The organism is Comamonas thiooxydans, from assembly GCF_000964545.1.
GTDB lineage: Bacteria > Pseudomonadota > Gammaproteobacteria > Burkholderiales > Burkholderiaceae_C > Comamonas > Comamonas thiooxydans.
Window position 1 is genome coordinate 1 of record NZ_BBVD01000016.1, and the last position, 23729, is coordinate 23729.

The window sequence follows — 23729 nt, forward strand, 5'->3', positions numbered from 1 at the left end:
GTCTGTGGCGCTCTGGCAGATTTGATGTGCTCCTGACTTTCTAGCAAGATACCCTTGCCATGCAAGTGCTATGGCGATACGCTATCGTTCACCCTTACAGATATTGACAAAAGTTTTCCATGCGGGAACTTTTGCTGCCAATCGGTACACCATCTTGTCACCATTGGGCCTGCTTCCCGGTGACTGTCTCATCCCTTCATTGTTGTTCGTTTAACCACAGCTCCTTCGATCCATGCGCCCGGCGTCTTCCTTTCTGCTGTCGCTGCTGATGTTCGCCTCCATCATAGGGGTGCAACTCATCGCCATGTGGCCGGCAGGTTCGCAAGATGTGGTGGCCATGGCTTATGTACTCGACGCAGAGCCGCACGAATACGGTGTCGATGTGCTGCAGGAGTTCGAGGACGATGTGGAAGAAGATACGGTGGAGTTCTCCATTCACCGTCCACATCGCACTGCCGAACTCAATCCGGCGCAAGATGATCGCAATGAATTGTTTGGCCCTCCTGAAGCGGTAGCTGTAGGTGTGGCCGATGTCCGGGTGCCTCCTCAGGGGCATGTGGTGCACCCGACTCATCCCTGGCCGGAAAGCATGTTGCGTCCGCCAAGTCTCGGCCTGCCGCAGGCAGGCTAGCTCCAGCTCAGCTGACGTCATCACGTCAGAACGTTTGCGCTGGGCTTTTTAGACCCCCGATACCTGCCGCCCGCTATTCCAGCGCCTGTTGGCCTGGAATGTGCTTGTCTGCAGAGCATGGCTCTGAGACAGGTCTGGGGCGGCTTCACCTGCTCAGGTGTAACTGATCCTGCATCGCATGCGGCGGCCGCCGCATGTGCATGACGGGTTTCCGACCCTTTCCTCACTTTATCTGCCCTCAAGAAGGCAGCTGTGTTCTATGTTCAATAGATCGATAGTGCCGGCTTCTTTACCGGCCAAGGCCAGTAAGAATTCTTCTGGCCATACACCATTGCGAAGCCCCAAACGCGTGGCCGTGTTCGGCCTGTGTCTCGCCGCAGCTCTGGCTGCGCATGCTCAGACCAATGCTCATGGCACACCACAAATCAGCAGCACCATTTCAGATCAGGTGCAGCCCAAGCTGACTTTGACGCAGCTGGTGCAGACCGTGCTGGACAACAATCCCGAACTGCGCTCAGTGCAGCAGTCGAGCTTCACGGCTCAGGCCGCCGTGGTCAGCGCTGGCGCGCTGCCCAACCCCAAGCTGGAGTGGAGTCGCGGCGACAACAAGGCGCGTCTGGCATCGGCCACGCCCGGCAATGTGCAGACCATGGGGATCTCGGTTCCCATAGAAATGCCTTCCGTGCGCGCTGCTCGTATCGAGGCGGCGCAAGCCGGGCAGCGAGCATCCGTGCACCAGATTGCTGCATCGCGCAATGCACTCGTGGCCCAGGTCAAGCTCAAGGCCTACGAGGTGGTCCTGCGACAGGCGCAGGCACAGGCCGCCTACGATGCCGTCAAGCTGCTGGAACAGGCCCATGAGCGTGTACGCGTACGTGTTTCCAGCGGTGAGGCGGCGCGTTACGAAATCATCAAGGCCGATGCCGAACTGATCAACGCTCGTCAGCAGGAGCAGTCTGCCCGTTTGCTGGCCGAGCAATCCCAGCTCACGCTCAATCGTCTGGCTGCAGGCCAGTTGCCCAATCGCTTTGATCTGGCCCTGTCTTTGCAGGATCCGGTGGAGAAGGCGCAATTGCAGAACATCAACTGGCAGTCCCATCCGGAGCTGCTGCAGCTGCAGTCCGAGGTGGACAAGGCCGAAGCGCAGAAGAACGGTGCCAAAGCCAGCCGTTGGCCGGGTCTTGAGCTGCGTTACGCGCAGACGCGCGAGCCTGACATCCGCAATAACACCATCGGCGTGAGCATGCAGATTCCGCTGTTCGACCAGCGTCGCGGCCCGATTGATGAGGCTGCTTCGGAGGCCGAGCGTGCTCGCCTGCGCATGGAAGGTCGCAAGGCCGAGCTGGAGCAGCAAATGTTGCAGGCCTGGAAGGTCATGGAGATGGCGCAGGTACGCACCAAGGCCCTGAGCGAGGGCGCGGTGCGCGAGGCCGAATCGGCCCTGCGCGTAGCCGAGGCTGCTTACCGCTTCGGCGAGCGCGGCATTCTGGATGTGCTGGACGCCCAGCGCGTGCTGCGCACGGTGCGCGCCGATTTGCTTGAAGCCCGTTATCAGCTGCAATCCGCCCGGATTGAACTGGATTTTCTGGCTGGTCGCTATGCCCAGCCTTCCTCGCTTTGAGCTTTCAAAGTCAAGACCACGTTTTCGTATTTTTTGAATTCGCTTTATGTCTTCTCATCATCACTCCAGGACTGCGCGTCCCGCCTCTCTGGTTCTGGCACTGGCGTTGGCCGGGCTGACAACATTGACCCTGACTGGCTGCGGCAAGGAGGAGCCGGCTGCTGCGGTTGCTGCCGCAGATACCAAGGCCGAGCTTGACCCCATGGAAGTGGTTGTCTCAGCCGAAATGGCAACCAACTTCAAGACCGCTGCGGTAACGCAGGCCGAGGTTGCATCGGTGCAGGAGGTTGCCGGTCGCATTGAAGCCAACGAACGCAAGGTCACCCGCATCGGTGCGGCCGTGACAGGGCGTGTGACCGAGGTGCTGGCCGAAACCGGTGATCGCGTCAAAGCTGGTCAGACCCTGGCGCGCGTCGCCAGCCCAGAGCTGACCACGGCTCAATTGGCCTATATGCGTGCCAGCGCCACGGCAACTCTGGCGGAGCGCTCCGTAGAGCGGGCGCGTCAGCTGATTGCTGCCGATGTGATCGGCTCTGCAGAACTGCTGCGTCGCGAATCGGAAGTGCAGATTGCGCGCGCAGAGTTGAGGGCGGCAGGCGATCAGCTCAAGCTGATGGGCTTGTCCGCCGATGCGCTGAGCAGTTTGCGCGCCAAGGGCAATGTGGCCCCGAATGCCGCCATCACGGCTTCTGCTGCAGGTATTGTGATCGAGCGCCAGGTCAGCCAGGGTCAGGTGGCGCAGCCGGGGGACCCTCTGTTCACTGTGGCAGATCTCTCCAATGTCTGGGTGGTGGGCGCCCTGCCCGAGCAAATTGCGCGCAGCGTGCAGACTGGCCAGAACGTGCAGATCGATGTGCCGGCGCTGGGGCTGACCGTCGAGGAGACACCCATCTCGGGCAAGATCATCTACGTGGGTGACACCGTGTCCCCCGAAACCCGCACCGTGACCATTCGCACTCAGGTGGACAACAAAGATCTGGCGCTCAAGCCCCAGATGCTGGCCACCATGAAGATCCAGGGGGCCATGGAGAAGACTCTGGCAATCCCGGCGCTGGCAGTGGTTCGCGAGAACGACAGGGATCATGTCTACGTCAAGAAAGCCGAAAACCACTATCGCCTGACTCCGGTGGAGTTGGGGGCGGCCAGCGGTGGTCTGCGACCTGTGCTCAAGGGGTTGAGCGAAGGCTCCCAGATCGTGGTTGAAGGTGCATTCCACCTGAACAACGAGCGCAAGCGCGCAGAACTGGAGTAAGCCCATGATTGCCTCCATGATTCGTGCCGCGCTATCGCAGCGGCTGGTGGTGGTCGTGCTGGCGCTGGTGATGTGTGGCTTTGGCCTGCGTGCCGCCATGAATCTGTCGGTGGATGCTTTCCCCGATGTGACCAATGTGCAGGTTCAGGTTGCCACCGAAGCCCCTGGTCGTTCGCCCGAGGAGATCGAGCGTTTTGTGACCGTGCCTCTCGAAATCGCCATGACGGGATTGCCCGGGTTGGCAGAGATGCGCTCGCTCAACAAGAGCGGTCTGTCCATCATCACGCTGGTGTTTACCGATGCGACCGATGTGTACTTTGCCCGGCAGTTGGTGACGGAGCGTCTGATCGAAGTCACGCCACGCATGCCTGAAGGCATTGTGCCGGTACTGGGGCCGGTATCCACTGGCCTGGGTGAGGTCTACCAGTACACGCTGGACCACCCCGATGATGGCAAGCGTGAGCTGACCCAGGCCGAGTTGACGGAGCGTCGCACCATTCAGGACTGGGTGGCGCGTCCGTTGCTGCGATCCATTCCTGGTGTGGCTGAAATCAACTCTCAGGGCGGATATGTCAAGCAGTACCAGGTGCTGGTCGATCCTGCCCGCCTGCGTCACTACAACCTGAGCGTGCGTCAGGTGGTGCAAGCCGTGGCGGACAACAATGCCAATGCCAGTGGCGGCATCCTGCCGCAGGTGACCGAGCAGTATCTGATTCGAGGCGTGGGCATGATCCGCACGCTGGACGATATCGGCAACATCGTGCTCAAGGAGCAGGGGGGAGTGCCGGTCTATGTGCGTGATGTGGCCAAGGTGCAGATTGACGCCGAGGTGCGACAGGGCGCCATCATCAAGGGCGGCTATACCGAGGGCGTTTCGGGCATCGTGCTGATGATGCGCGGCGGCAATGCCAAGGAAGTCGTGACCCGCGTGAAGGAGCGGGTGGAGGAGATCAACTCCAAGGGCATGCTGCCTGGCGGCCTGCAGATCGTTCCTTACTACGACCGTACCGATCTGGTGGATTCCGCTCTCTGGACCGTGGGCAAGGTGCTGATTGAAGGCATCTTCCTGGTGGTTGTGGTGCTGTTCATCTTCCTGGGCGATGTGCGTTCCAGCCTGATTGTGGTGGCGACGCTGATCATCACGCCGCTGACCACCTTCATCATGATGAACAAGTACGGCATTTCGGCTAACCTGATGTCCTTGGGTGGCTTGGCGATTGCCATTGGTCTGATGGTGGATGCCACCGTGGTGGTGGTTGAAAACGTCTTCCACAAACTGGGGCAGGCGGGCAATTCGCGCGGCGAGCGCATTCGCACCGTGCTGTCGGCCACTGTGGAAGTCGCTACACCCACCATCTTCGGTATTGCCATCATCATCTTGGTGTTCCTGCCGCTGATGACGCTGCAAGGTATTGAAGGCAAGATGTTCGGCCCGCTGGCGCTGACCATCGCCATGGCTCTGGCGATCTCGCTGGCCGTGTCGCTGTTCCTGTCGCCCGTGCTGTGCTCCTACTTCCTCAAGGGCGGCGCCGATCACGATACCAAGCTGATTGGCTTCCTCAAGCGCCACTATCTGCGTTTGCTTGACGGCGCGACTGCACGCAACCGCCTGACGCTGGCCGTGGCCGTGGCTTTGCTGATCGGATCGCTGGGCCTGTTCCCGTTCCTGGGCAAGTCTTTCATGCCGACCATGAAGGAAGGCGCGCTGACACCGCAGATCAACCGCGTGCCCAGCATTTCCCTGGATGAATCCATCCGCATGGAAATGGCTGCCATGAAGGAGGTGGCGCAGGTGCCCGGCGTGAAGTCCGTGGTGTCCAAGCTGGGACGTGGCGAATCGCCGGCCGATCCTGCTGGCCCCAATGAATCTGACCCCATCGTGCTGCTGGACCCCGAGTCCGAGCGTACCCAGGATGAGATCGATGAAGAGATTCGTCAGCGCCTGTCCAAGATTCCCGGCGTGCAGATTGTGCTGTCCCAGCCCATTTCCGAGCGTGTGGATGAAATGGTGACCGGCGTGCGCTCGCAACTGGCCGTGAAGGTGTTCGGTGATGAACTGGACGATCTCAAGGAAGTATCCGAGCAGGTGGCGCGCATTCTGAAGAGCGTCTCCGGCAGTACGGATATCCGTATCGAGCGACTCTCGGGTCAGCAGGCTCTGACGGTGGATATCGACCGCAAGGCGATTGCTCGTCACGGTCTGAACGTTGCCGATGTGCAAAGCCTGCTGGAGTCAGCCATTGGCGGCAAGGACGTGACGACCTTGTACGAGGGTGAGCGTCGTTACTCGGTCGTGGTGCGTTTCCCCGAGTCCTATCGTGGATCGCCCGAAGCCATTGGCGCAACTCTGTTGACCACGGCGGCTGGCGCGCAAGTGCCGCTGAGCAGTCTGGCCAGGATCGAACTGGTCGATGGCCCTGCGCAGATCAGCCGCGAAGGTGGCAAGCGCCGCGTGGTGGTGGGCGCGAACGTGGAAGGGCGTGACCTGGCTGGCTTTGTTGCCGAGGTCGAGCAGCGCCTGGACAAGGAAGTCAAGCTGCCCGACGGCTATTACTTCAAGTTCGGCGGTCAGTTCGAAAACATGGAGCGCGCCATGGGCACGCTGCAGGTGATCGTGCCGCTGACCATCGTGGCCATCTTCTTCCTGCTGTTCCTGCTGTTCAACTCCATCAAGCTGGCAAGCCTGATCATTCTGGTGCTGCCCTTTGCTTCGATTGGTGGCCTGATTGGTTTGTTTGTCACTGGCGAATATGTGAGCGTGCCGGCATCGGTGGGCTTTATTGCCCTGTGGGGTATTGCTGTGCTGAACGGCGTGGTGCTTGTATCCAGCATTCGCCAACTGCGCCAGGACGGCATGAACGTGGCCGAAGCCGTGCGCGAAGGCTGTACTCAGCGATTCCGTCCTGTGATGATGACCGCAACCGTGGCTTTGCTGGGCCTGGTGCCATTCCTGTTTGCGACGGGTCCTGGCTCCGAAGTTCAGCGTCCCTTGGCTATCGTGGTGATCGGTGGTTTGATTACCTCGACTTTGTTGACGCTGGTGGTGCTGCCCACGCTGTACCGCTGGTTTGACGAGAAGCCGACCGAGGCTTGATTTGAGAAAGGAGTGATCCGATGACGATGAAAGAAATCCGCGCCATCGTGCGTCCCAGCCGGTTGGAGCGCCTGCGTACCGAGTTGCGTGCGATTCCGAACTTTCCTGGCGTGACAATCTTCAAGGCCGAGGGCTTTACGGCCCCCGCTGCCGTGGACAAGCGCACAGTCAAGGATGAGCTGACCGATTTTTCGGACAAGCTCATGGTTTGCGTGATCGTGGATGAGTCCATGGTTGCAGTGATTCGCGAAGCCATCGTCGCTGCCTGCCGCACCGGGCAGATCGGCGACGGTCTGGTCTGGACTGTGGATATCGGCGAAATGCATCGCATCCGCGATGGCGGTGCCGTGAGCTGATCAGGCTTGGCACTGAAAGAAAAAGGGATGCGCTCTGCATCCCTTTTTCATGCTTTCGACAAAATGTTGGAAGTTTGGAAAAACTGGCGAAAACCCTGTGCTACAATTTTTGCATTGCAGCAGAGAAACACTGTTTCATTGCTTCAGGGGGTATAGCTCAGCTGGGAGAGCGCTTGCATGGCATGCAAGAGGTCATCGGTTCGATCCCGTTTACCTCCACCAAAATTAATGACGGCGAGTCGCAAGACTCGAATCGTTCTAGGAATTGACCCTATCGTCTAGAGGCCTAGGACATCACCCTTTCACGGTGAGTACCGGGGTTCGAATCCCCGTAGGGTCGCCAAGTTTGAAGCGCTTGTAGCTATATAATATGTAGCAAAGCTTCCTGCCAGGAGTGGTAGTTCAGTTGGTTAGAATACCGGCCTGTCACGCCGGGGGTCGCGGGTTCGAGTCCCGTCCACTCCGCCAGATTCAAAAAGCCGCAATCAAGCAATTGATTGCGGCTTTTTTCTTTGCCCAGGATCCCGAGAAAAGGCCTTGCGGCAAGGCCTTTGATTTACCCATTATTTCGGGGCCATGCGAATGGCGCCGTCCAGGCGGATGACTTCACCATTGAGCATGTCGTTTTCCAGGATCTGCTTGACCAGCTTGGCGTAGTCCTCGGGTTTGCCCAGGCGACTGGGGAAGGGCACGCTGGCGGCCAGTGCATCCTGAACTTCCTGCGGCATGGTGAACAGCATGGGGGTGCCGAAGATGCCGGGAGCAATCGTCATATTGCGAATACCGCTGCGAGCCAGGTCGCGAGCAATGGGTAGCGTCATGCCGACCACGCCGCCCTTGGATGCTGAGTAGGCGGCCTGACCGATCTGGCCGTCATAGGCTGCGACGCTGGCGGTAGAAATCAGCACACCGCGCTCGCCGGTAGGCTCTGGCTCGTTCTTGCTCATGGCATCCGCTGCCAGGCGAATCATGTTGAAGGTGCCGACCAGGTTGACCATGATGGTCTTGGTATAGACGGCCAGGCTGTGCGGGCCGCTTTTGCCTACGGTTTTCTCGGCCGGTGCAATACCGGCGCAGTTGATCAGGCCGGCGAGTTTGCCCAGGCTGATGGCTTTGGCAACAACGGCCTGACCATCGGCCTCATTGCTGACATCGCAGCGCAGATAGACGCCGCCGATCTCACTGGCTACGGCCTCGCCGCGCTCTGCATTCATGTCGGCAATCACGACCTTGCCGCCGTTGGCGGCCAGCATGCGCGCCGTACCTTCGCCCAAGCCTGAAGCGCCACCGGTCACGATGAATACGCGATCCTGAATCTGCATGAACTGTCTCCTTGTTCGATGTCTGTTGACGTTGACGTAAACGTCAATTATGCACAGAGTGAAAGAACTGGCGACCTGAGGAAAGCGCGCATAAAAAAAAGCCCAATCGGGAAGACTGGGCTTTGAAGGGATCCATGAAACGGGGGTTTCAGGAGGATCCAAGGAGACAACTTGCGCAAGGTCAGCATCTGATTCAATGTATGCTGACCTGACATGCTGGTGATTATAGGGTAAACCCTAGTTTTTGCCAAGCATGTCAATAACCATGTTCTTAACGCTTGGCAGCGGTCGTGGCCTTGACAGCTTCAGTTGCTGTCTTGGTGGCTGCGTTGAAATTGGCTTCGGCCATGTCGGAGGCTTGCTTCACCGCCTTTTGCACGGATTCGAAGGCGTTGTTGGCGGCGGAGACTGCGCTCTTGACCATGGCAACAGCGGATTCGGAACCGGCAGGAGCATTCTTGGTCGTGTTGTCCAGCAGGGCATTGAAGTTCTTGCGAGCTTCGGTGGACTGGGCTTCCAGCGTCTTGTTGAATTCGCCGGCAGTGTTGCTGGCGATGTCGTACAGGTGGCGGCTGTAGGAAGCGGTTTTCTCGGCCAGCGGCTGGAACAGGCCTGCTTGCAGAGTCAGCAGTTCCTGAGCGTCCTTGACGCTGAGCACGGCCTGGGTGTGCTGGGCAGCTTCGGCCAGTGCGGCGCGCGAGGCGGTGACGTTCAGTTCCACCAGCTTTTCCACGCCTTCGAAAGCTTTGCTGGTCAGGCCGAACAGTGTCTCGAAGTGGGCTTTTTGTGCGCTCAGGATTTGGTCAGGGGTCAGGCTCATGGCAATTCTCCAAAATTACGGATCTAACAAAGGGATCGGACCGGAGGAAACGTCTGCCCTGACATGACCGCTATCTTTGCCAGCCGTATGTTGCAGTGCAGCATGGGTGCATTGTGAAAGAGAATTTGTGGCAATGCAAGCTTTAATTTGTTGCGCTGCAGCAAAAAATTAATGACTCTTTGTTTTTGATAAGTATCTGATTTTTAAAAGACTTTGTTATGTCTGATAACTGACAAAAATTGAAGTGGCGTGTTTTCTTTGTGCGGTGCGTCATGCGTTGATGAGTGACAACCTGCAAGCCCTGTCGCGGTGGTGCTGGCGGCGCCGGGGCGGCTCTGCAAAATGACTGCATGACTGCATCGTTATCTCATGGCAAACCTTTGCGCGCCCAGCCGCAGGCGCGCGACTCCTATCCCGTGTTTCGTGAAATCAGCACCCGCTGGTCGGACAACGATGTTTACGGTCATGTGAACAACGTTATCTACTACAGCTGGTTTGATACCGCGGTCAATGCGTATCTGATAGAGCAGGGCGCGTTGGATATTCATGATGGGCAGACGATTGGCCTGGTGATAGAGACCCAGTGCAATTACTTTGCCTCGTTGGCTTTCCCGCAAGCCGTGGAAGCGGGTATTCGCGTGGCCCATCTGGGGAGCTCCAGCGTGCGCTATGAAGTGGGTCTGTTTGCCAGGGGGGCGAGCCAGTCGGCTGCTGCCGGGCATTTTGTGCATGTCTATGTCGACAGACAGACGCGCCGGCCCGTGCCTTTGCCCGAGCCCTTGCGGGCGGCACTACAGTCACTGCTGCGTGCAGAGCCCGCTGGTGAATAGCAAAAACGATAGCTTCTTGCGTATGTATATCAAAGGTTTGATTCTGATCCGATTGATATATCTGGCGGCAAATCCGAAGCCCGCATCTGCAAGAAGCGCTTAGGGGCCGTGAGTACGGTGCAGGGTGTGGAATCGCCTACACTCATCAGTCTCTGTTGAGGCTGGCGCAGCCTGTGTTTTGAGCCAGCCTTGTTCCATGACTGAACGGACCGTCAGGCCCACCGTCGTCCATGATCATCACCAGTCTGCTAGACACCGACCTGTACAAATTCACGATGATGCAGGTTGTGCTGCATCAGTTTCCGGGCGCGCAGGTGGAGTACCGCTTCAAATGCCGCAATCCTGGCGTGCAACTGGCTCCGTACGTCAATGAAATCCGCGAAGAAATCCGCTCTCTGTGCAAGCTGCGCTTTCAAGATGCCGAGCTGGCCTATCTGAGTTCGCTGCGTTTCATCAAGAGCGATTTTGTCGATTTCCTGAGCCTGTTCCAGCTCAACGACAAATACATCACGGTCACGCCCCTGGCCAGCGGCGAGATCGACATCACCATCCAGGGCCCTTGGTTGCACACCATCTTGTTCGAGATCCCGGTGCTGGCCATCGTCAACGAGGTGTATTTCCGCAATACCCAGCCCGTCCCCAACTTTCTGGAAGGACGCAAGCGCCTGGACGAGAAGATCGAACTGCTGCAGGCGCCTGGCCTTGAGTCGCTCAAGATTGCCGATTACGGCACCCGCAGGCGCTTTTCCAGGGCCTGGCATGAAGAGGTGCTGCGGGTGCTTTGCGCCAGGCTGGGTCATTCGGGGGCGGCGCGCGTCAACGGCCAGCGCAAGGGGCAACTGGCGGGCACCAGCAATGTGCTGTATGCGATGAAGCTGGGCCTGATCCCGCTGGGCACCTTGGCCCATGAATATCTGCAGGCCTGCCAGTCGCTGGGCCCGCGCCTGCGCGACAGCCAGATCTTCGGCTTCGAGTCCTGGGCGCGCGAGTACCGGGGCGATCTGGGGATTGCGCTGTCCGACGTCTATGGCATGTCGGCCTTTCTGCGTGATTTCGATCTGTACTTCTGCAAGCTTTTTGACGGTGCGCGTCATGACAGCGGCGACCCGTTTGACTGGGGCGAGCGCCTGATAGCGCATTACAAGGCCAACAAGATCGATCCGTTGAGCAAGGTGCTGATCTTCAGCGACGGGTTGACCATCCCCAAAACCATCGGGCTGTTCGAGCGCTTCAACGGTCGCTGCCAGCTGGCGTTCGGCATCGGCACCAATCTGACCAACGATTTGGGAAATCCCCCCGAGCATGTGCCATTGCAGATCGTGATCAAGATGACGCGCTGCAACGGCCAGCCCGTGGCAAAGCTATCGGACACACCGGGCAAGAGCATGTGTGACGATGAAAAATACCTGGCCTATCTGCGCCAGGTGTTCAGCATTGCGCCGCCGGAGCCGGTTTCGCCGGCATAGAAATCAAAGAATCATTGGCGGGAGTTATGCCTGTTGCAGGGCAAAGAGCAGAGAGGATGGGCGTTTGAACAGCAAATCTTTTATGAAAGCCGCAGCGGCCGCGCTGCTGACGCTGGCAGCGGCCACCGCGCAGGCCGCAGACATTGACGGCGCAGCCATGTCCGTGGCCTGGGGCCTGCCGTTTGTGGGCATGCTGCTGTCCATTGCGCTGCTGCCGCTGCTGCTTCCGCAATTCTGGCATCACCATTTCGGCAAGGTCACTGCCGGCTGGGCGCTGGCCTTCCTGCTGCCTTTTGCGCTGGTCTATGGTCTGGGCGCGGCGGGCGTGAATCTGGTGCATGCCTTGCTGGCCGAGTATCTGCCATTCGTGATCCTGCTGACCGCCTTGTACACGGTGGCCGGAGGCATCTATGTGCGCGGCAATCTGCGTGGTTCGCCGGGGTTGAATACCGCCATCCTGGCCATTGGAGCGGTGCTGGCCAGCTTCATGGGCACGACCGGGGCTTCGATGCTGCTGATACGTCCCTTGCTGCGCGCCAACGACAACCGCCGTCATCAGGCTCATGTGGTGGTGTTTTTCATCTTCATCGTCTCCAATGCCGGGGGGGCGTTGACGCCGCTCGGAGATCCGCCGCTGTTCCTGGGCTTTCTGAAGGGGGTGGACTTCTTCTGGACGGTGAGCCATATCTGGGGCCCGATGCTGTTCCTCACGCTGGCGCTGCTGGCCATCTTCTATGTGATAGATCACAAGCTGATGGGGCAAAAGGGCGAGACCGATCTGCCCGATCCCACGCCCAGCATGGATGTGACCGGGGCTCAAAGCCGCCTGGGCTTTGAAGGCCGTGTGAACTTTGTGCTGCTGATGGTGGTGGTGGCTCTAGTGCTGGTCAGCGGCATCTGGCGCACTCCTGCGGGTATCGAGATCGCCGGAACCCATGTGGGCCTGCCCGGTCTGGTGCGCGATCTGGGTTTGCTTGCCGTGGTTCTGCTTTCGCTCAAGCTCACACCCGCTCGTGTGCATCAGGCCAATGAGTTCGGCTGGGGTCCCATGCAGGAAGTGGCCAAGCTGTTTGCAGGTATTTTCCTGACCATCATTCCCGTCATCGCCATGCTTAAAGCCGGTGTCGATGGCCCGTTCGGAGCCGTGGTGCGCGCAGTCACCAATGCCGATGGCACGCCCAACCCGGCCATGTATTTCTGGGCCACGGGTCTGCTGTCCTCCTTCCTCGACAACGCTCCGACTTATCTGGTGTTCTTCAATACCGCCGGTGGCGACCCCGCGCACCTCATGACCGAGATGGCGCTGACGCTGACAGCCATTTCTGCCGGTGCCGTGTTCATGGGAGCGAACACATACATTGGCAATGCGCCCAATCTCATGGTCAAGGCGATTGCCGAAGATCGCGGCGTGAAGATGCCGGGCTTTTTCGGCTACATGCTCTGGTCGGTCTGCGTGCTGGTACCTCTGCTGGTTTTGATTACCTGGATTTGGTTTAGGTGATGGCTCTCCCCTTGAGGGGGGTGACATCATTGCTGCAGTACGGTCCTTGCTTGATAGCTCGGGCTGTGCCGGGCGAGCTGATATGTTCTAAAAAGATGAATGAGGAGACAACGCGATGAGTCAAAAGCCCCGTATCTTGATTGCCCGCGCCATTTCACCCGAGGTGGTGCAGAGGTTGCAGCAGCATTTTGAAGTGCAGTCCAATCAGGACGATGTGGTCTGGTCTCCGGCAGAGCTGGCACAGCAGTTGCAGGGCAAGGATGGCGTGCTGACCACGGGTTCGCAGCGCATCGATGCCGAGTTGCTGGCCGCCTGCCCGCAGCTCAAGATCGTGGCCAACATGGCTGTGGGCTACAACAATTTCGATGTGCCCGCGATGACGGCCGCAGGCGTGCAGGGCACGAATGCCCCCGATGTACTGACCGAGACCACGGCTGATTTCGGCTTTGCCCTGCTGATGGCCACGGCGCGCCGCATTGCCGAGAGCGAGCACTATCTGCGTGCCGGGCTCTGGAAGGACTGGCATTACGACCTGTTTGCGGGTGCCGAGGTGCATGGCAGCACGCTGGGCATCCTGGGCATGGGCCGCATCGGTCAGGCCATTGCACGCCGTGCGGCTTACGGCTTTGGCATGGAGGTGATCTATCACAACCGCTCGCGTCTGGATGCTGCGCTGGAAGCCGAGTGCAAGGCCAGCTATGTCGGCAAGCAGGAGCTGCTCGAACGTGCAGACCATCTGATGCTGGTGCTGCCATTCACCCCCGAAAACCGCCACACCATAGGCGCGGAAGAAATTGCGCAGATGAAGCCCACAGCCACGCTGATCAATATTGCGCGTGGCGGCATCGTCGACGATGCGGCTCTGGCCCAGGCACTCAAGGATAAGCGCATTGCCGCAGCGGGGCTGGACGTGTTCGAGGGTGAGCCTGTCGTGCATCCGGATCTGCTGGCCGTGCCCAATGTGGTGCTGACACCTCATATCGCCAGCGCCACCAAGGGTACGCGTACGGCCATGGCGGGGCTGGCGGCTGACAACCTGATCTCGTTCTTTGCTGGCAAGGGGCCGCTGACGCCCGTCAATCAGTTGGCCTGATGCCGAGATTAGGCCGTATCACGTCATATCAGTTTGAGGGCGAATACGTGCTCTGAGTGCGTTGTCGGCTTTGATAATTTCTGCCCGCTTGGCGTCTGTGCGCACAGCGGGCTTTTTTATATCAAGCGAGACAGCAATGCCTTTTATCCGCACCAGCGTCCACAAGGACACCACGCCTGCCCAGCGCCAGGCCATCGTCAACGGTATTCATCAGGCCCTGATCGACGGCATCGGCATGCCCGCCGATGAGCTGTTCAACATGGTTGAGGAATATGACGAGCAGAAGTTCTTCTTCAGCCGCACTTTCAACGGCTACAAGCGCTCGGACCGCGTGGTCGTGGTCGAGATCACCATGCGCCGTGGGCGCAGCGATGCCATGAAGCGCGCGCTGTATGCCAACATCGCCGCCAATCTGGAAAAAGATGCGGACGTCGCACCCAGCGATGTGTTCATCTTCACGCACGAAAACGACTATTCCGACTGGTCCGTGGGCGGCGGCAAGTTCGCCATGGCCATTGCCCAGCAAGTGGGCCCCGACGCCTGATTCTTGCGTCAACCGACTGCAGCCTTGCTGTCACCAAGGCTGCAGTCGGAAGCAGCACTTCTGATCGCATTGAATTTTTCTTGGCTCTGAGGACTGATAATTTGCCTGCGCGCTAGTGCTTGCAAACTTCAGTCTGCAATGCCTAGGGCGGAAATTCAATGAATAGGTCTGTAGCGCTTTTCTGATAAGCGCTTGCAGCTATGAAAAAAAGAGTGCGAAAGGCGTGGCAAGACAGTGACTACGTGGTGGCTTGGGTTGGCGGCGCTGGCCGTATTGATGGTGGGCCTGCTTCTGGTGCTGCTGTGGTGGCTGCAGGGGCTGCGCCGTCAGACGGAACTTGCTCTCGGCCCTGATGCGATGAGGCTGCAAGCCCAGCTGCTGCAGGGATTGCAGGCGCTGGATGTCAGGCTGCAGCAGTTGGAGCGCAGCAGCCAGAGTACCCAGATGACGGTGGCCAAGAGCGATGGAGCCCTGGACCGTGTCACCCAGCATGTGCAGACCCAGTTGGCCCAGGCCCAGCAAGATGCACTGGCCGCACGGCGCGAGCAGGCGGCGGCGCTGGCATCCTTTCGTGAAGACGTTGCCCAGCTAGCGCAGCGGCTGACGGGTGACAGCCAGCAAGCCCGCGCGGCACTGGCCCAAAGCAGTGCCGAGCAGGCAGTCCATGTCCAGCAGCGCTTCGAGGCCCTGGCCGAGACGACGCGCGGCACGCTGGACTCGCTCAAGGGCGATATCCAGCAGCAGCTCACGCATATGAGTACCAATATGGGGGCTGCGCTCAAGGATCAGCTGGGAAGCAATGGCGAGCAACTGCGCCATCAGTTTGCCGTGTTGCAGGATGCGGTGAGCCAGCAACTGGCTGCGCTGGCGCAGGGCCAGCAGACCACGGCCGAGCAACTGCGCACAACGCTCAACGAGCGACTGGCCACGATTCAGAGCGAAAACTCCCTCAAGCTCGACGAGATGCGCCGCACTGTCGATGAAAAACTGCATGCCACGCTGGAGCAGCGTCTGGGCGAGTCCTTCAAGCTGGTCAGCGATCGGCTGGAGCAGGTGCACAAGGGGCTGGGCGAGATGCAGACCCTGGCGGGCAGCGTAGGCGATCTGAAGCGCGTGATGACCAATGTGAAGTCGCGCGGCACCTGGGGCGAGCTGCAGCTGGGCAGCATTATCGACAATGTGCTCACACCCGAGCAGTACGCGAGAAACGTCAAGACCGTGCCTGGCAGTGATGAGCTGGTTGAGTTCGCCATCCGGCTGCCGGGCCGCAACGACGAGCAGCCCGTCTGGCTGCCCATCGATGCCAAATATCCAGTCGAGCATTATCAGCGCCTGCAGGATGCCCAGGACAGCGCAGATCGCGTGGCCATTGCCGCTGCAGGCAATGCCTTCGAGACATCGATTCGCGGCGAAGCCAAAAAGATTGCCAGCAAGTACATCGCACCGCCGCACACCACGGACTTTGCCGTCATGTATCTGCCCACCGAAGGCCTGTTTGCAGAGGTGCTGCGCCGCCCGGGACTGGTCGAGGCGCTGCAGAATGAGCATCGCATCGTGATTACCGGTCCCGCGAATCTGGCCGCTATGCTCAGCAGCCTGCAGATGGGCTTCAAGACGCTGGCGATCGAGAAACGCTCCTCCGAAGTCTGGGGTGTGCTCGGTCAGGTCAAGACCGAGTTCGGCAAGTTCGGCGAGGTGGTGGAGGCTACGCGCAAGTCCATCGATGCCGCCGCGCGCAAGTTTGATCAGGTGGGCGTGCGCACGCGCGCCATTCAGCGCCATTTGCGCAATGTGCAGGAGCTGCCGAGTGGAGACGGTCAGGGCCAGCCCTTGTTTCCGGCCGCGTCGGCTGAGGGTGATCAGCTTGCCGCCGAGGACCAGGAATGAACGCGGCCCTGCTGCGCCTGATTCTTGCGCAAGTCTGTATCCACGGCACCATGACGGGCATGCGCATGGCCACGCCGCTTTTGGCGCTCAAGGAGGGCTATAGCGCAGCCGCGGTCGGCATGCTGCTGGCGCTGTTCGCACTGACCCAGGTGTTTCTGTCCCTGCCTGCGGGGCGCTATGCGGACCGTCACGGGCTCAAGCGCCCGCTCATCATCAGTGTGGTGGCCGCCTGTTCCGGAGCGGGAGTGGCGGTGCTGTTCCCGATTTATCCGGTGCTGTGCCTGAGCGCTTTGCTGACGGGCGGCGCAGCCGGCATGGCACTGATCGCCCTGCAGCGCCATGTGGGGCGTATGGCGCACAACAAGGACGAGCTGCGCAAGGTCTTCAGCTGGCTGGCGATCGGGCCGGCGATCTCCAATTTTTTGGGGCCCTTCGCGGCCGGTCTGCTGATCGACTACGCCGGCGGCGAAGCGGCCAGCACCACAGGTTTCAGGGCGGCCTTCCTGCTGCTGACCCTGATGCCTCTGGCGGCCTGGTTCTGGGCAAGAACGGTGCAGGAGCTGCCCGCGTTGCAGACCGAGAGTGCGAACCAGAAGGCAACGGCCTGGGATCTGGTACAGAACCGGGGCTTCAGGCGCCTGTTGCTGCTGAACTGGGCGCTTTCCTCTTGCTGGGACGTGCACACTTTTGTCGTGCCAATTCTGGGCCATGAGCGCGGACTGCCTGCCTCGGTGATAGGCAGCATCCTGGGTGCTTTTGCGATTGCTGCGGCCGTGATCCGCATGCTGATGCCCATCATCACGCGCCGCCTGGCCGAATCGCAGGTGGTGCTGGGGGCCATGGTTGCGGCCTGCGCCTTGTTCATCGCCTATCCCTTCATGCCAGGAGCCTGGACCATGGGTGCCTGTTCAGTCTTGCTGGGCGTAGTGCTGGGATCGGTGCAGCCCATGGTGATGAGCATGATCCATCAGATCACGCCACCCGAGCGCCATGGCGAGGCGCTGGGATTGCGCATGATGGCCATCAACGGCTCCAGCGTGCTGATGCCGGTGCTGTTCGGCTCGCTGGGCACGGTGGTCGGTGTCTCGGCCCTGTTCTGGGCCGTGGGGGTTCTGGTCGGCGTGTCCTCGCGCCTGCCCTGGTTGATCGGCAAGCAGGATATGCCGGCCGATGAGTGGGGTGACCATTAAACGGGCCGCCTGCATGCATTGAAAAAGAGCGCCCAGGGGCGCTCTTTTGTCTTCTGGAAGTGCTTTACAGCTCTTCGACCCTGCGTGCGGGGTAACTGTCCCAGCTCTGACAGCCGGGGCAATGCCAGAAATGGGTGCGGGCTTCAAAGCCGCAGGCTGCGCAGCGGTAGCGGGTCAGGGGCTTGGTGGCGTGGTTCAGCGCCTTCTGCACGGTGGCATGGTACTGCTCTTCGGTCAGTGTCTCGCCTTCCAGCCATTGGGCGGCAGCCACGAGGGAAGATTCATGCTCCAGGTGTTGCACCAGGCGCTGGCGGCCGGGGGCTGCAGCGTCACCGCTTTTCTGATCGACTGCGACCAGTGCCTGCAGCAGATCCAGCGAGGGTGCCTGTTCATAGTGCTTGAGCAGCAGAGCGCGAGCCTCGGCGAGCGCGCCCGTTGCCTCGGCCACTTCCACAAGCAGGTTGGCCGCCAAGGGCAGGGCTGCTGGGCTGTTCTGCGCCAGCGCCTGAAGACTTGACAAAGCCTGTGCGGAACGGCCCTGTCGATGCTGGAGCTGGGCCAGCTCCAGTCGGGGACGCGGAGCTTGCGGCGCAGTCTCCAAGGCCTGTTGCAGCTGCGCAAACGCCTTGTCGAGCTGGCCATGGGCCACCTGGGATTGTGCGTCTTCGCAAAGATAGTGGGCCAACCGGGTGCTGAAGTCCCCCTGGCCGGCGGCCTGCATCTTGCGCACGATGGCCGCTGCCTGGGCCCAGTCGCGCGAGCGCTCGTAGATGGCCAGCAGCGCCAGGCGTGCTTCGCCTTCGTACTGCGTGCCTTCCAGCCGGTTCAGAGCCTCCTCGGCGCGGTCCAGCAGGCCGGCCTTGAGAAAGTCCTGTGCCAGTGCATGCTGGGCACGGTCCCGGTCGGGGCGGGTGAGGTCGGCGCGGCTGAGCAGATGCTCGTGGACGCGCACTGCACGGTTGTATTCGCCGCGGCGGCGAAACAGGTTGCCCAGTGCAAAGTGCAGTTCGGTGGTATCGGGGTCGTTCTGTACGGCCTCGATAAAGGCATCGATGGCCTTGTCCTGCTGCTCGTTGAGCAGAAAGTTCAGACCTTTGAAGTACGCCTTGGGAGCCTGGCGGTTGTCGGCTCGCACCTGGCGCAAATCCCAGCGGGAGGCCAGCCAGCCCAGCACAAAGGCTGCAGGCAGGCCCAGCAAGATCCAAGTCAGATTAAATTCCATGCACGTCGCCCGGCGCAATGATCGAAGAAGAGTTCTGTTCCTTCACCGCAGGTGCTGCACTGGTGGCGTTGGCTGCGGCGTTCGGTGCCTGTTGAGTGGCCTGTGCCTCGCGCGCTGCGCTGCGATGCTTGAGCCAGCGTGGCACCATGCCCAGCACTCCGACAAAAAGGCCCAGCGCGAAAGCAGCCAGAACCACCAGCACCAGAGGTGCCGTCCAGGCCGTGCCAAAGAAGAAATGCACGGTGGCGTCTTGCTGGTTGTTGAGTGCGAATGCGAACAGAGTGAAAAAAATGGCTGCCTTGAGCAGCCACAACAGGTATTTCATGCTTCCCTTTATGCGCCTTGTGTGACGGGAAGATTTTAGGCCAGCCTATGCGCGGACTGGCAAACGGACGGCGTGGTCAGCCCTGATGTGGCTGACGGTGTCCGCGGACTTCAGGCGATCTGCGGCTGCTGGGCAGCGGAGTCTTCGGCCTTGAGATTGTCCACGGCTTCGCGCAGGGCCTTGCCGGGCTTGAAATGAGGCACGCGCTTGGAAGGAACCTGAACGGACTCGCCGGAGCGGGGGTTACGGCCTATGCGGGGCTGGCGGTGATTGATGGCAAAGCTGCCAAAGCCGCGAATTTCAATACGGTGACCGCGCACCAGGGCATCGCTGACGGCATCCAGAATGGTTTTGACGGCCTGCTCGGCATCACGTTGGTTGAGTTGGCCAAATTGGGCGGCAAGTTCTTCGACGAGATCGGATCGGGTCATCGGGTGGCGGAGGCTCTAGGTTGAAAACAACAACGGGCGCACAGGGCGCCCGTTGTCTTTGACGCTTGGCGGTCAGCCAGGCGAGCTGGCTGACCGGCTGATGCAAGATTTACTTGTCAGCGTCCAGCTTGGCGCGCAGCAGAGCGCCCAGGCTGGTGGTACCAGCGTTTTCCTTGGAGGACTGAGCCGACAGGGAAGCCATGGCGACTTGCTGTTCAGCGTGATCCTTTTGCTTGATGGACAGCTGGATGTTGCGGCTCTTGCGATCCACGTTCACCACCACGGCAGTCACTTCGTCGCCTTCCTTCAGGACGGAGCGAGCATCTTCCACGCGGTCTTGCGAGATTTCGGAAGCGCGCAGGTAGCCGATGATGTCTTCGCCCAGGTCGATTTCAGCGCCCTTGGCGTCCACAGTCTTGACCTTGCCGGTCACAACCTGGCCCTTGTCGTTCACGGTCACGAAGGTCGTGAAGGGATCGCTGTCCAGCTGCTTGATGCCCAGGGAGATGCGCTCGCGCTCAACGTCCACGGCCAGCACGATGGCTTCGACTTCTTGACCCTTCTTGTAGTTACGAACGGCGGCTTCGCCGGCTTCGTTCCACGACAGGTCAGACAGGTGCACCAGGCCGTCGATACCGGCAGCCAGACCCACGAACACGCCGAAGTCGGTGATGGACTTGATGGGGCCCTTCACGCGGTCGCCGCGCTTGGTGTTCTGGGCGAATTCTTGCCAGGGGTTAGCCTTGCACTGCTTCATGCCCAGGGAGATGCGACGCTTGTCTTCGTCGATTTCCAGAACCATGACTTCCACTTCGTCGCCCAGGGACACGAGCTTGGTGGGAGCAATGTTCTTGTTGGTCCAGTCCATTTCGGAAACGTGCACCAGGCCTTCGATGCCGGGTTCCAGTTCCACGAATGCGCCGTAGTCAGCAATGTTGGTGACCTTGCCGAACAGACGGGTGGCGGAGGGGTAGCGGCGAGCCACGCCCATCCAGGGATCGTCGCCCATTTGCTTCAGACCCAGGGACACGCGGTTCTTTTCGGTGTCGAACTTCAGGATCTTGGCAGTGATTTCCTGGCCGGCAGTCACCACTTCGGAGGGGTGACGCACACGGCGCCATGCCATGTCGGTGATGTGCAGCAGGCCGTCGATACCGCCCAGGTCCACGAACGCACCGTATTCGGTGATGTTCTTGACCACGCCCTGAACGATAGCGCCTTCCTTCAGGGTTTCCATCAGCTTGGCGCGCTCTTCGCCCATGGAGGCTTCCACCACAGCGCGGCGCGACAGCACCACGTTGTTGCGCTTGCGATCCAGCTTGATGACCTTGAATTCCAGGGTCTTGTTTTCGTAGGGAGTCAGGTCCTTGATGGGACGTGTGTCGATCAGCGAACCGGGCAGGAAAGCGCGGATGCCGTTGACCAGAACGGTCAGGCCGCCCTTGACCTTGCCGGAAGTGGTGCCGGTCACGAATTCGCCGGATTCCAGAGCCTTTTCCAGCGACAGCCAGGAAGCCAGACGCTTGGCGGTGTCACGGGACAGGATGGTGTCGCCGTAGCCGTTTTCGATGGAGCCGATGGCCACGGACACGAAGTCACCCACTTGGACTTCGACTTCGCCCTGGTCGTTCTTGAACTCGTCGAGGGGCACGTAGGCTTCCGACTTCAGGCCGGCGTTCACCACCACGAAGTTGTGCTCAACGCGCACGACTTCAGCGGTGATAACTTCGCCAGGACGCATTTCGGTGCGTGTCAACGACTCTTCAAAAAGGGCGGCAAAAGATTCAGACATGTAGTTCCTTGCCCGCAACCAGGTTTCCGTCGGCACCATTGCCAAGCGTTTTTAAGACTGATTGCGGAGGTTGTGGGTTTGAGGCCCACGGGGGTTAAAGGTTAACAACCTTGCTGCCGGTCCGCGGTCTGCGAGAACCTGGCATCAAGGGCCAACAAGCCAGATGCAGGGCTGGCCTTGAAACTTCAAGCTTGAAATTTCAAGGACGACCGAACGGCTGGCGTTCCTGCCACCACGACAGCACCTGGGCAACCACTTCTTCAACGGTCATCTCGGAGCTGTCGAGCTGCAAAGAATCCTCGGCGGGCTTGAGCGGAGCGGTGCTGCGATTCATATCGCGGGCGTCGCGCGCCTCAAGGTCTGCCAAAAGGGTGGACATATTAGCTGAAATTCCTTTGGAAATCAACTGTTTATATCGGCGCTCGGCGCGGCACTGGGCAGACGCCCACAAATAGACCTTCAGCGGGGCGTGGGGGAAGATGACCGTGCCCATGTCGCGGCCATCGGCAACCAGCCCAGGCAGGGCCTGGAAGGACAGCTGCAGATCCACCAGCGCGGTGCGCACGGCAGGCAGGGCCGATACGCGCGAGGCATTCATGCCGGCTTCTTCGCTGCGAATGGCCAGGCTGATGTCCTCGTCGCCGAGCCAGACACGCTGCTGTGCATCGAAGCGCACGGGCATGTCCAGTGCCATCTCGGCAATGGTTTCCTCGTTCGACTCGTCAAGCGTCATGCCGGCACGCGATGCGGCCAGGCCGGTGATGCGGTACAGAGCGCCGGAGTCCAGCAACTGGTAGCCCAGTGCCCTGGCGACTTCTGCGGCAATCGTGCCCTTGCCGGAGGCCGTGGGCCCGTCGATGCAGATCACGGGAATATGCTCGCGCTCGGCTTCGCTGACGGAGAACAGCGCCTCGAAATAGTCGGGGAAGGTCTTGGCCACGCATTTTGGGTCTTCTATGCGCACCGGCAGCTTGGCCGGGTTGAAGGCCGCCAGGGAGAAGCACATGGCGACGCGGTGGTCGTCATAGGTGTGGATGCTGGCCGCTTTCCAGGCGGTCTTGCCGGCCGGGGGGGTGATGCGGATGTAGTCCGCACCTTCTTCCACCGAGGCGCCGAGCTTGCGCAGCTCGATCGCCATGGCGGCAATGCGGTCGGTTTCCTTGACGCGCCAGCTGGCGATGTTGCGCAGCGTGGTCACGCCGTCGGCATACAGCGCCATGGTGCCCAGCGTCATGGCCGCGTCGGGAATATGGTTGCAATCGAGGTCGATGGCTTTCAGAGGCCAGCTGCCACGGCTGACCTGCAGCCAGTTGGGGCCGCTTTCGATCTGTGCGCCCATGGCCTGGGCGGCCTCGATGAAGCGGATGTCGCCCTGGATCGAGTCCTGGCCCACACCCAGAATGCGTATGCTCTTGTGCTGTGGCGCGTTGTCGGCATCGGCGTCATCGGTGGTGCCGGTGGCAATCGCGCCCAGCGCGATGAAATAGCTGGCCGACGAGGCATCGGCCTCCACATGGATGGCGCCCGGCGACTGGTAGCGGCTGCCTGCGGGGATCACAAAGCGCTGCCAGCTGTCGTTTTTCACGGCAATGCCGAAGCGTGCCAGCAGCTCCAGCGTGATGTGGATATAGGGCCTGGAGATCAGCTCGCCCACCACTTCGATGGTGATGTCGCGCTGTGCCCCGGGGACATTGGCCAGCAGGGGCAGGGCCATCAGCAGCGAGGTCAGGAACTGGCTGGAGACATCGCCGCGCACCTTGATGGATTCGCTGCCCAGCTGGCTGAAATCGGGCTGGCCGATCTTCAGGGGCGGAAAGCCTTCATCCTTCAGATAGTCGATCTTGCAGCCCAGCTGGCGCAGCGCATCGACCAGGTCGCCGATGGGGCGTTCGTACATGCGGGGAACGCCCGTCATCTCGAAGTTGCCGCCCAGCACCGACAGCGCCGCAGTCAGCGGGCGCATGGCCGTGCCGGCATTGCCCAGGAACAGCGTCGCCGCGGTGCCGGCAGGCAACTGACCGCCGATGCCGGTGACGTCAATCGCCTGGCCGGGTGTGACGGCATCCGGGGTGATGCTGCAGCCCAGCTGCTTGAGTCCGGCCAGCATTACGCGGGTGTCATCCGAATCCAGCAGGTCGTGAATGGTGGTGGTGCCCTGGCTCAGCGCCGCCAGCAGCAGCACGCGATTGGAGATGCTCTTGGAGCCGGGCAGGCTGACGCTGCCGTTGGCGGAATCCAGTGCGGGCAGGTCCAGAAATTCAGTGGTGAACATAAAACTCTCGTAACCCCCTGTGCAGCCTGGCTGCTTCGACACCGGGCTGCGCGGCGGGCGTTGCCCGGTGTCTGTGGCGG

General features: G+C 60.4%; 19 protein-coding genes and 3 tRNA genes. 15 read left to right on the forward strand and 7 right to left on the reverse strand.

Annotated elements, in window-relative coordinates; genetic code table 11:
• Positions 1 to 268: 268 nt before the first annotated feature.
• From Cth01_RS20805 to Cth01_RS20840, 8 genes are all read left to right on the forward strand, one after another.
• Complete coding sequence (locus Cth01_RS20805) at positions 269 to 631, forward strand: hypothetical protein (protein WP_233425244.1); 363 nt, start codon at positions 269 to 271, stop codon at positions 629 to 631.
• A gap of 349 nt (positions 632 to 980) precedes the next feature.
• Positions 981 to 2252, forward strand: coding sequence for a TolC family protein (locus Cth01_RS20810; protein ID WP_045840268.1), 1272 nt, complete (start codon positions 981 to 983; stop codon positions 2250 to 2252).
• Between the two features lie 46 nt (positions 2253 to 2298).
• Positions 2299 to 3504 (forward strand): efflux RND transporter periplasmic adaptor subunit, encoded by a 1206-nt coding sequence (locus tag Cth01_RS20815; RefSeq protein ID WP_045840269.1) that lies wholly within the window; start codon positions 2299 to 2301, stop codon positions 3502 to 3504.
• A 4-nt stretch (positions 3505 to 3508) separates the two neighbouring features.
• A complete protein-coding gene (locus Cth01_RS20820) occupies positions 3509 to 6598 on the forward strand; it encodes an efflux RND transporter permease subunit (RefSeq protein ID WP_045840270.1) in 3090 nt (1029 codons plus the stop codon).
• 20 nt (positions 6599 to 6618) lie between these two features.
• Positions 6619 to 6954, forward strand: a complete 336-nt coding sequence (locus tag Cth01_RS20825) for a P-II family nitrogen regulator (RefSeq protein WP_012837587.1) — start codon at positions 6619 to 6621, stop codon at positions 6952 to 6954.
• A gap of 146 nt (positions 6955 to 7100) precedes the next feature.
• Positions 7101 to 7176: transfer RNA gene (locus Cth01_RS20830), tRNA-Ala, on the forward strand.
• Between the two features lie 45 nt (positions 7177 to 7221).
• Positions 7222 to 7297: transfer RNA gene (locus tag Cth01_RS20835), tRNA-Glu, on the forward strand.
• A gap of 48 nt (positions 7298 to 7345) precedes the next feature.
• A tRNA-Asp gene (locus Cth01_RS20840) sits at positions 7346 to 7422 on the forward strand.
• 95 nt (positions 7423 to 7517) lie between these two features.
• Here Cth01_RS20840 and Cth01_RS20845 read toward each other — a convergent pair.
• Positions 7518 to 8276 carry a 3-hydroxyacyl-CoA dehydrogenase gene (locus Cth01_RS20845; RefSeq protein ID WP_012837588.1) on the reverse strand — a complete coding sequence of 253 codons (759 nt, stop codon included), beginning with the start codon at positions 8274 to 8276 and terminating at the stop codon, positions 7518 to 7520.
• A 271-nt stretch (positions 8277 to 8547) separates the two neighbouring features.
• Positions 8548 to 9096, reverse strand: a complete 549-nt coding sequence (locus Cth01_RS20850; RefSeq protein ID WP_003067688.1) for a phasin family protein — start codon at positions 9094 to 9096, stop codon at positions 8548 to 8550.
• A 350-nt stretch (positions 9097 to 9446) separates the two neighbouring features.
• Between Cth01_RS20850 and Cth01_RS20855 the strand changes: the two genes are divergently transcribed.
• The 7 genes from Cth01_RS20855 to Cth01_RS20885 all read left to right on the forward strand — a co-directional run bounded on the left by Cth01_RS20855 (position 9447) and on the right by Cth01_RS20885 (position 17607).
• Positions 9447 to 9926, forward strand: a complete 480-nt coding sequence (locus tag Cth01_RS20855) for an acyl-CoA thioesterase (protein ID WP_012837589.1) — start codon at positions 9447 to 9449, stop codon at positions 9924 to 9926.
• 230 nt (positions 9927 to 10156) lie between these two features.
• Entirely contained in the window at positions 10157 to 11392 is a 1236-nt protein-coding gene (pncB, locus tag Cth01_RS20860; RefSeq protein ID WP_012837590.1) for a nicotinate phosphoribosyltransferase, read from the forward strand.
• An 82-nt stretch (positions 11393 to 11474) separates the two neighbouring features.
• Positions 11475 to 12893, forward strand: coding sequence for a sodium:proton antiporter (locus tag Cth01_RS20865; protein ID WP_012837591.1), 1419 nt, complete (start codon positions 11475 to 11477; stop codon positions 12891 to 12893).
• Positions 12894 to 13008: 115 nt separating this feature from the next.
• The gene (locus tag Cth01_RS20870) at positions 13009 to 13986 is read left to right on the forward strand and encodes a 2-hydroxyacid dehydrogenase (RefSeq protein ID WP_045840271.1); all 978 of its coding nucleotides are present in this window, start codon (positions 13009 to 13011) and stop codon (positions 13984 to 13986) included.
• A gap of 136 nt (positions 13987 to 14122) precedes the next feature.
• On the forward strand, positions 14123 to 14530 hold the full coding sequence (locus Cth01_RS20875) for a tautomerase family protein (RefSeq protein WP_012837593.1): 408 nt from the start codon (positions 14123 to 14125) through the stop codon (positions 14528 to 14530).
• Positions 14531 to 14806: 276 nt separating this feature from the next.
• Positions 14807 to 16417 (forward strand): DNA recombination protein RmuC, encoded by a 1611-nt coding sequence (locus Cth01_RS20880; protein ID WP_045840272.1) that lies wholly within the window; start codon positions 14807 to 14809, stop codon positions 16415 to 16417.
• Complete coding sequence (locus tag Cth01_RS20885) at positions 16414 to 17607, forward strand: MFS transporter (RefSeq protein ID WP_034358972.1); 1194 nt, start codon at positions 16414 to 16416, stop codon at positions 17605 to 17607. The genes Cth01_RS20880 and Cth01_RS20885 overlap by 4 nt, the downstream gene beginning before the upstream one ends.
• A 64-nt stretch (positions 17608 to 17671) precedes the next feature.
• On the opposite strand, the gene lapB is transcribed toward Cth01_RS20885, so the two are convergent.
• The 5 genes from lapB to Cth01_RS20910 form a co-directional block, all read right to left on the reverse strand.
• Entirely contained in the window at positions 17672 to 18829 is a 1158-nt protein-coding gene (gene lapB / locus Cth01_RS20890; RefSeq protein ID WP_045840273.1) for a lipopolysaccharide assembly protein LapB, read from the reverse strand.
• Positions 18819 to 19154, reverse strand: coding sequence for a LapA family protein (locus Cth01_RS20895; RefSeq protein ID WP_034378993.1), 336 nt, complete (start codon positions 19152 to 19154; stop codon positions 18819 to 18821). The genes lapB and Cth01_RS20895 overlap by 11 nt, the downstream gene beginning before the upstream one ends.
• A gap of 110 nt (positions 19155 to 19264) precedes the next feature.
• Positions 19265 to 19585 carry an integration host factor subunit beta gene (locus Cth01_RS20900; RefSeq protein ID WP_003067668.1) on the reverse strand — a complete coding sequence of 107 codons (321 nt, stop codon included), beginning with the start codon at positions 19583 to 19585 and terminating at the stop codon, positions 19265 to 19267.
• Between the two features lie 109 nt (positions 19586 to 19694).
• Entirely contained in the window at positions 19695 to 21377 is a 1683-nt protein-coding gene (gene rpsA / locus Cth01_RS20905) for a 30S ribosomal protein S1 (RefSeq protein ID WP_003057144.1), read from the reverse strand.
• Between the two features lie 199 nt (positions 21378 to 21576).
• On the reverse strand, positions 21577 to 23649 hold the full coding sequence (locus Cth01_RS20910) for a bifunctional 3-phosphoshikimate 1-carboxyvinyltransferase/cytidylate kinase (protein WP_045840274.1): 2073 nt from the start codon (positions 23647 to 23649) through the stop codon (positions 21577 to 21579).
• Between the last annotated feature and the right edge of the window lie 80 nt (positions 23650 to 23729).

Coding starts and splice junctions, on each gene's coding strand:
- Cth01_RS20805 (WP_233425244.1), top strand. CDS start 269: ATGTTCGCCTCCATCATAGGGGTGCAACTCATCGCCATGTGGCCGGCA.
- Cth01_RS20815 (WP_045840269.1), top strand. CDS start 2,299: ATGTCTTCTCATCATCACTCCAGGACTGCGCGTCCCGCCTCTCTGGTT.
- Cth01_RS20820 (WP_045840270.1), top strand. CDS start 3,509: ATGATTGCCTCCATGATTCGTGCCGCGCTATCGCAGCGGCTGGTGGTG.
- Cth01_RS20825 (WP_012837587.1), top strand. CDS start 6,619: ATGACGATGAAAGAAATCCGCGCCATCGTGCGTCCCAGCCGGTTGGAG.
- Cth01_RS20845 (WP_012837588.1), bottom strand. CDS start 8,276: ATGCAGATTCAGGATCGCGTATTCATCGTGACCGGTGGCGCTTCAGGC.
- Cth01_RS20850 (WP_003067688.1), bottom strand. CDS start 9,096: ATGAGCCTGACCCCTGACCAAATCCTGAGCGCACAAAAAGCCCACTTC.
- Cth01_RS20855 (WP_012837589.1), top strand. CDS start 9,447: ATGACTGCATCGTTATCTCATGGCAAACCTTTGCGCGCCCAGCCGCAG.
- pncB (WP_012837590.1), top strand. CDS start 10,157: ATGATCATCACCAGTCTGCTAGACACCGACCTGTACAAATTCACGATG.
- Cth01_RS20865 (WP_012837591.1), top strand. CDS start 11,475: ATGAAAGCCGCAGCGGCCGCGCTGCTGACGCTGGCAGCGGCCACCGCG.
- Cth01_RS20870 (WP_045840271.1), top strand. CDS start 13,009: ATGAGTCAAAAGCCCCGTATCTTGATTGCCCGCGCCATTTCACCCGAG.
- Cth01_RS20875 (WP_012837593.1), top strand. CDS start 14,123: ATGCCTTTTATCCGCACCAGCGTCCACAAGGACACCACGCCTGCCCAG.
- Cth01_RS20880 (WP_045840272.1), top strand. CDS start 14,807: ATGGTGGGCCTGCTTCTGGTGCTGCTGTGGTGGCTGCAGGGGCTGCGC.
- Cth01_RS20885 (WP_034358972.1), top strand. CDS start 16,414: ATGAACGCGGCCCTGCTGCGCCTGATTCTTGCGCAAGTCTGTATCCAC.
- lapB (WP_045840273.1), bottom strand. CDS start 18,829: ATGGAATTTAATCTGACTTGGATCTTGCTGGGCCTGCCTGCAGCCTTT.
- Cth01_RS20895 (WP_034378993.1), bottom strand. CDS start 19,154: ATGAAATACCTGTTGTGGCTGCTCAAGGCAGCCATTTTTTTCACTCTG.
- Cth01_RS20900 (WP_003067668.1), bottom strand. CDS start 19,585: ATGACCCGATCCGATCTCGTCGAAGAACTTGCCGCCCAATTTGGCCAA.
- rpsA (WP_003057144.1), bottom strand. CDS start 21,377: ATGTCTGAATCTTTTGCCGCCCTTTTTGAAGAGTCGTTGACACGCACC.
- Cth01_RS20910 (WP_045840274.1), bottom strand. CDS start 23,649: ATGTTCACCACTGAATTTCTGGACCTGCCCGCACTGGATTCCGCCAAC.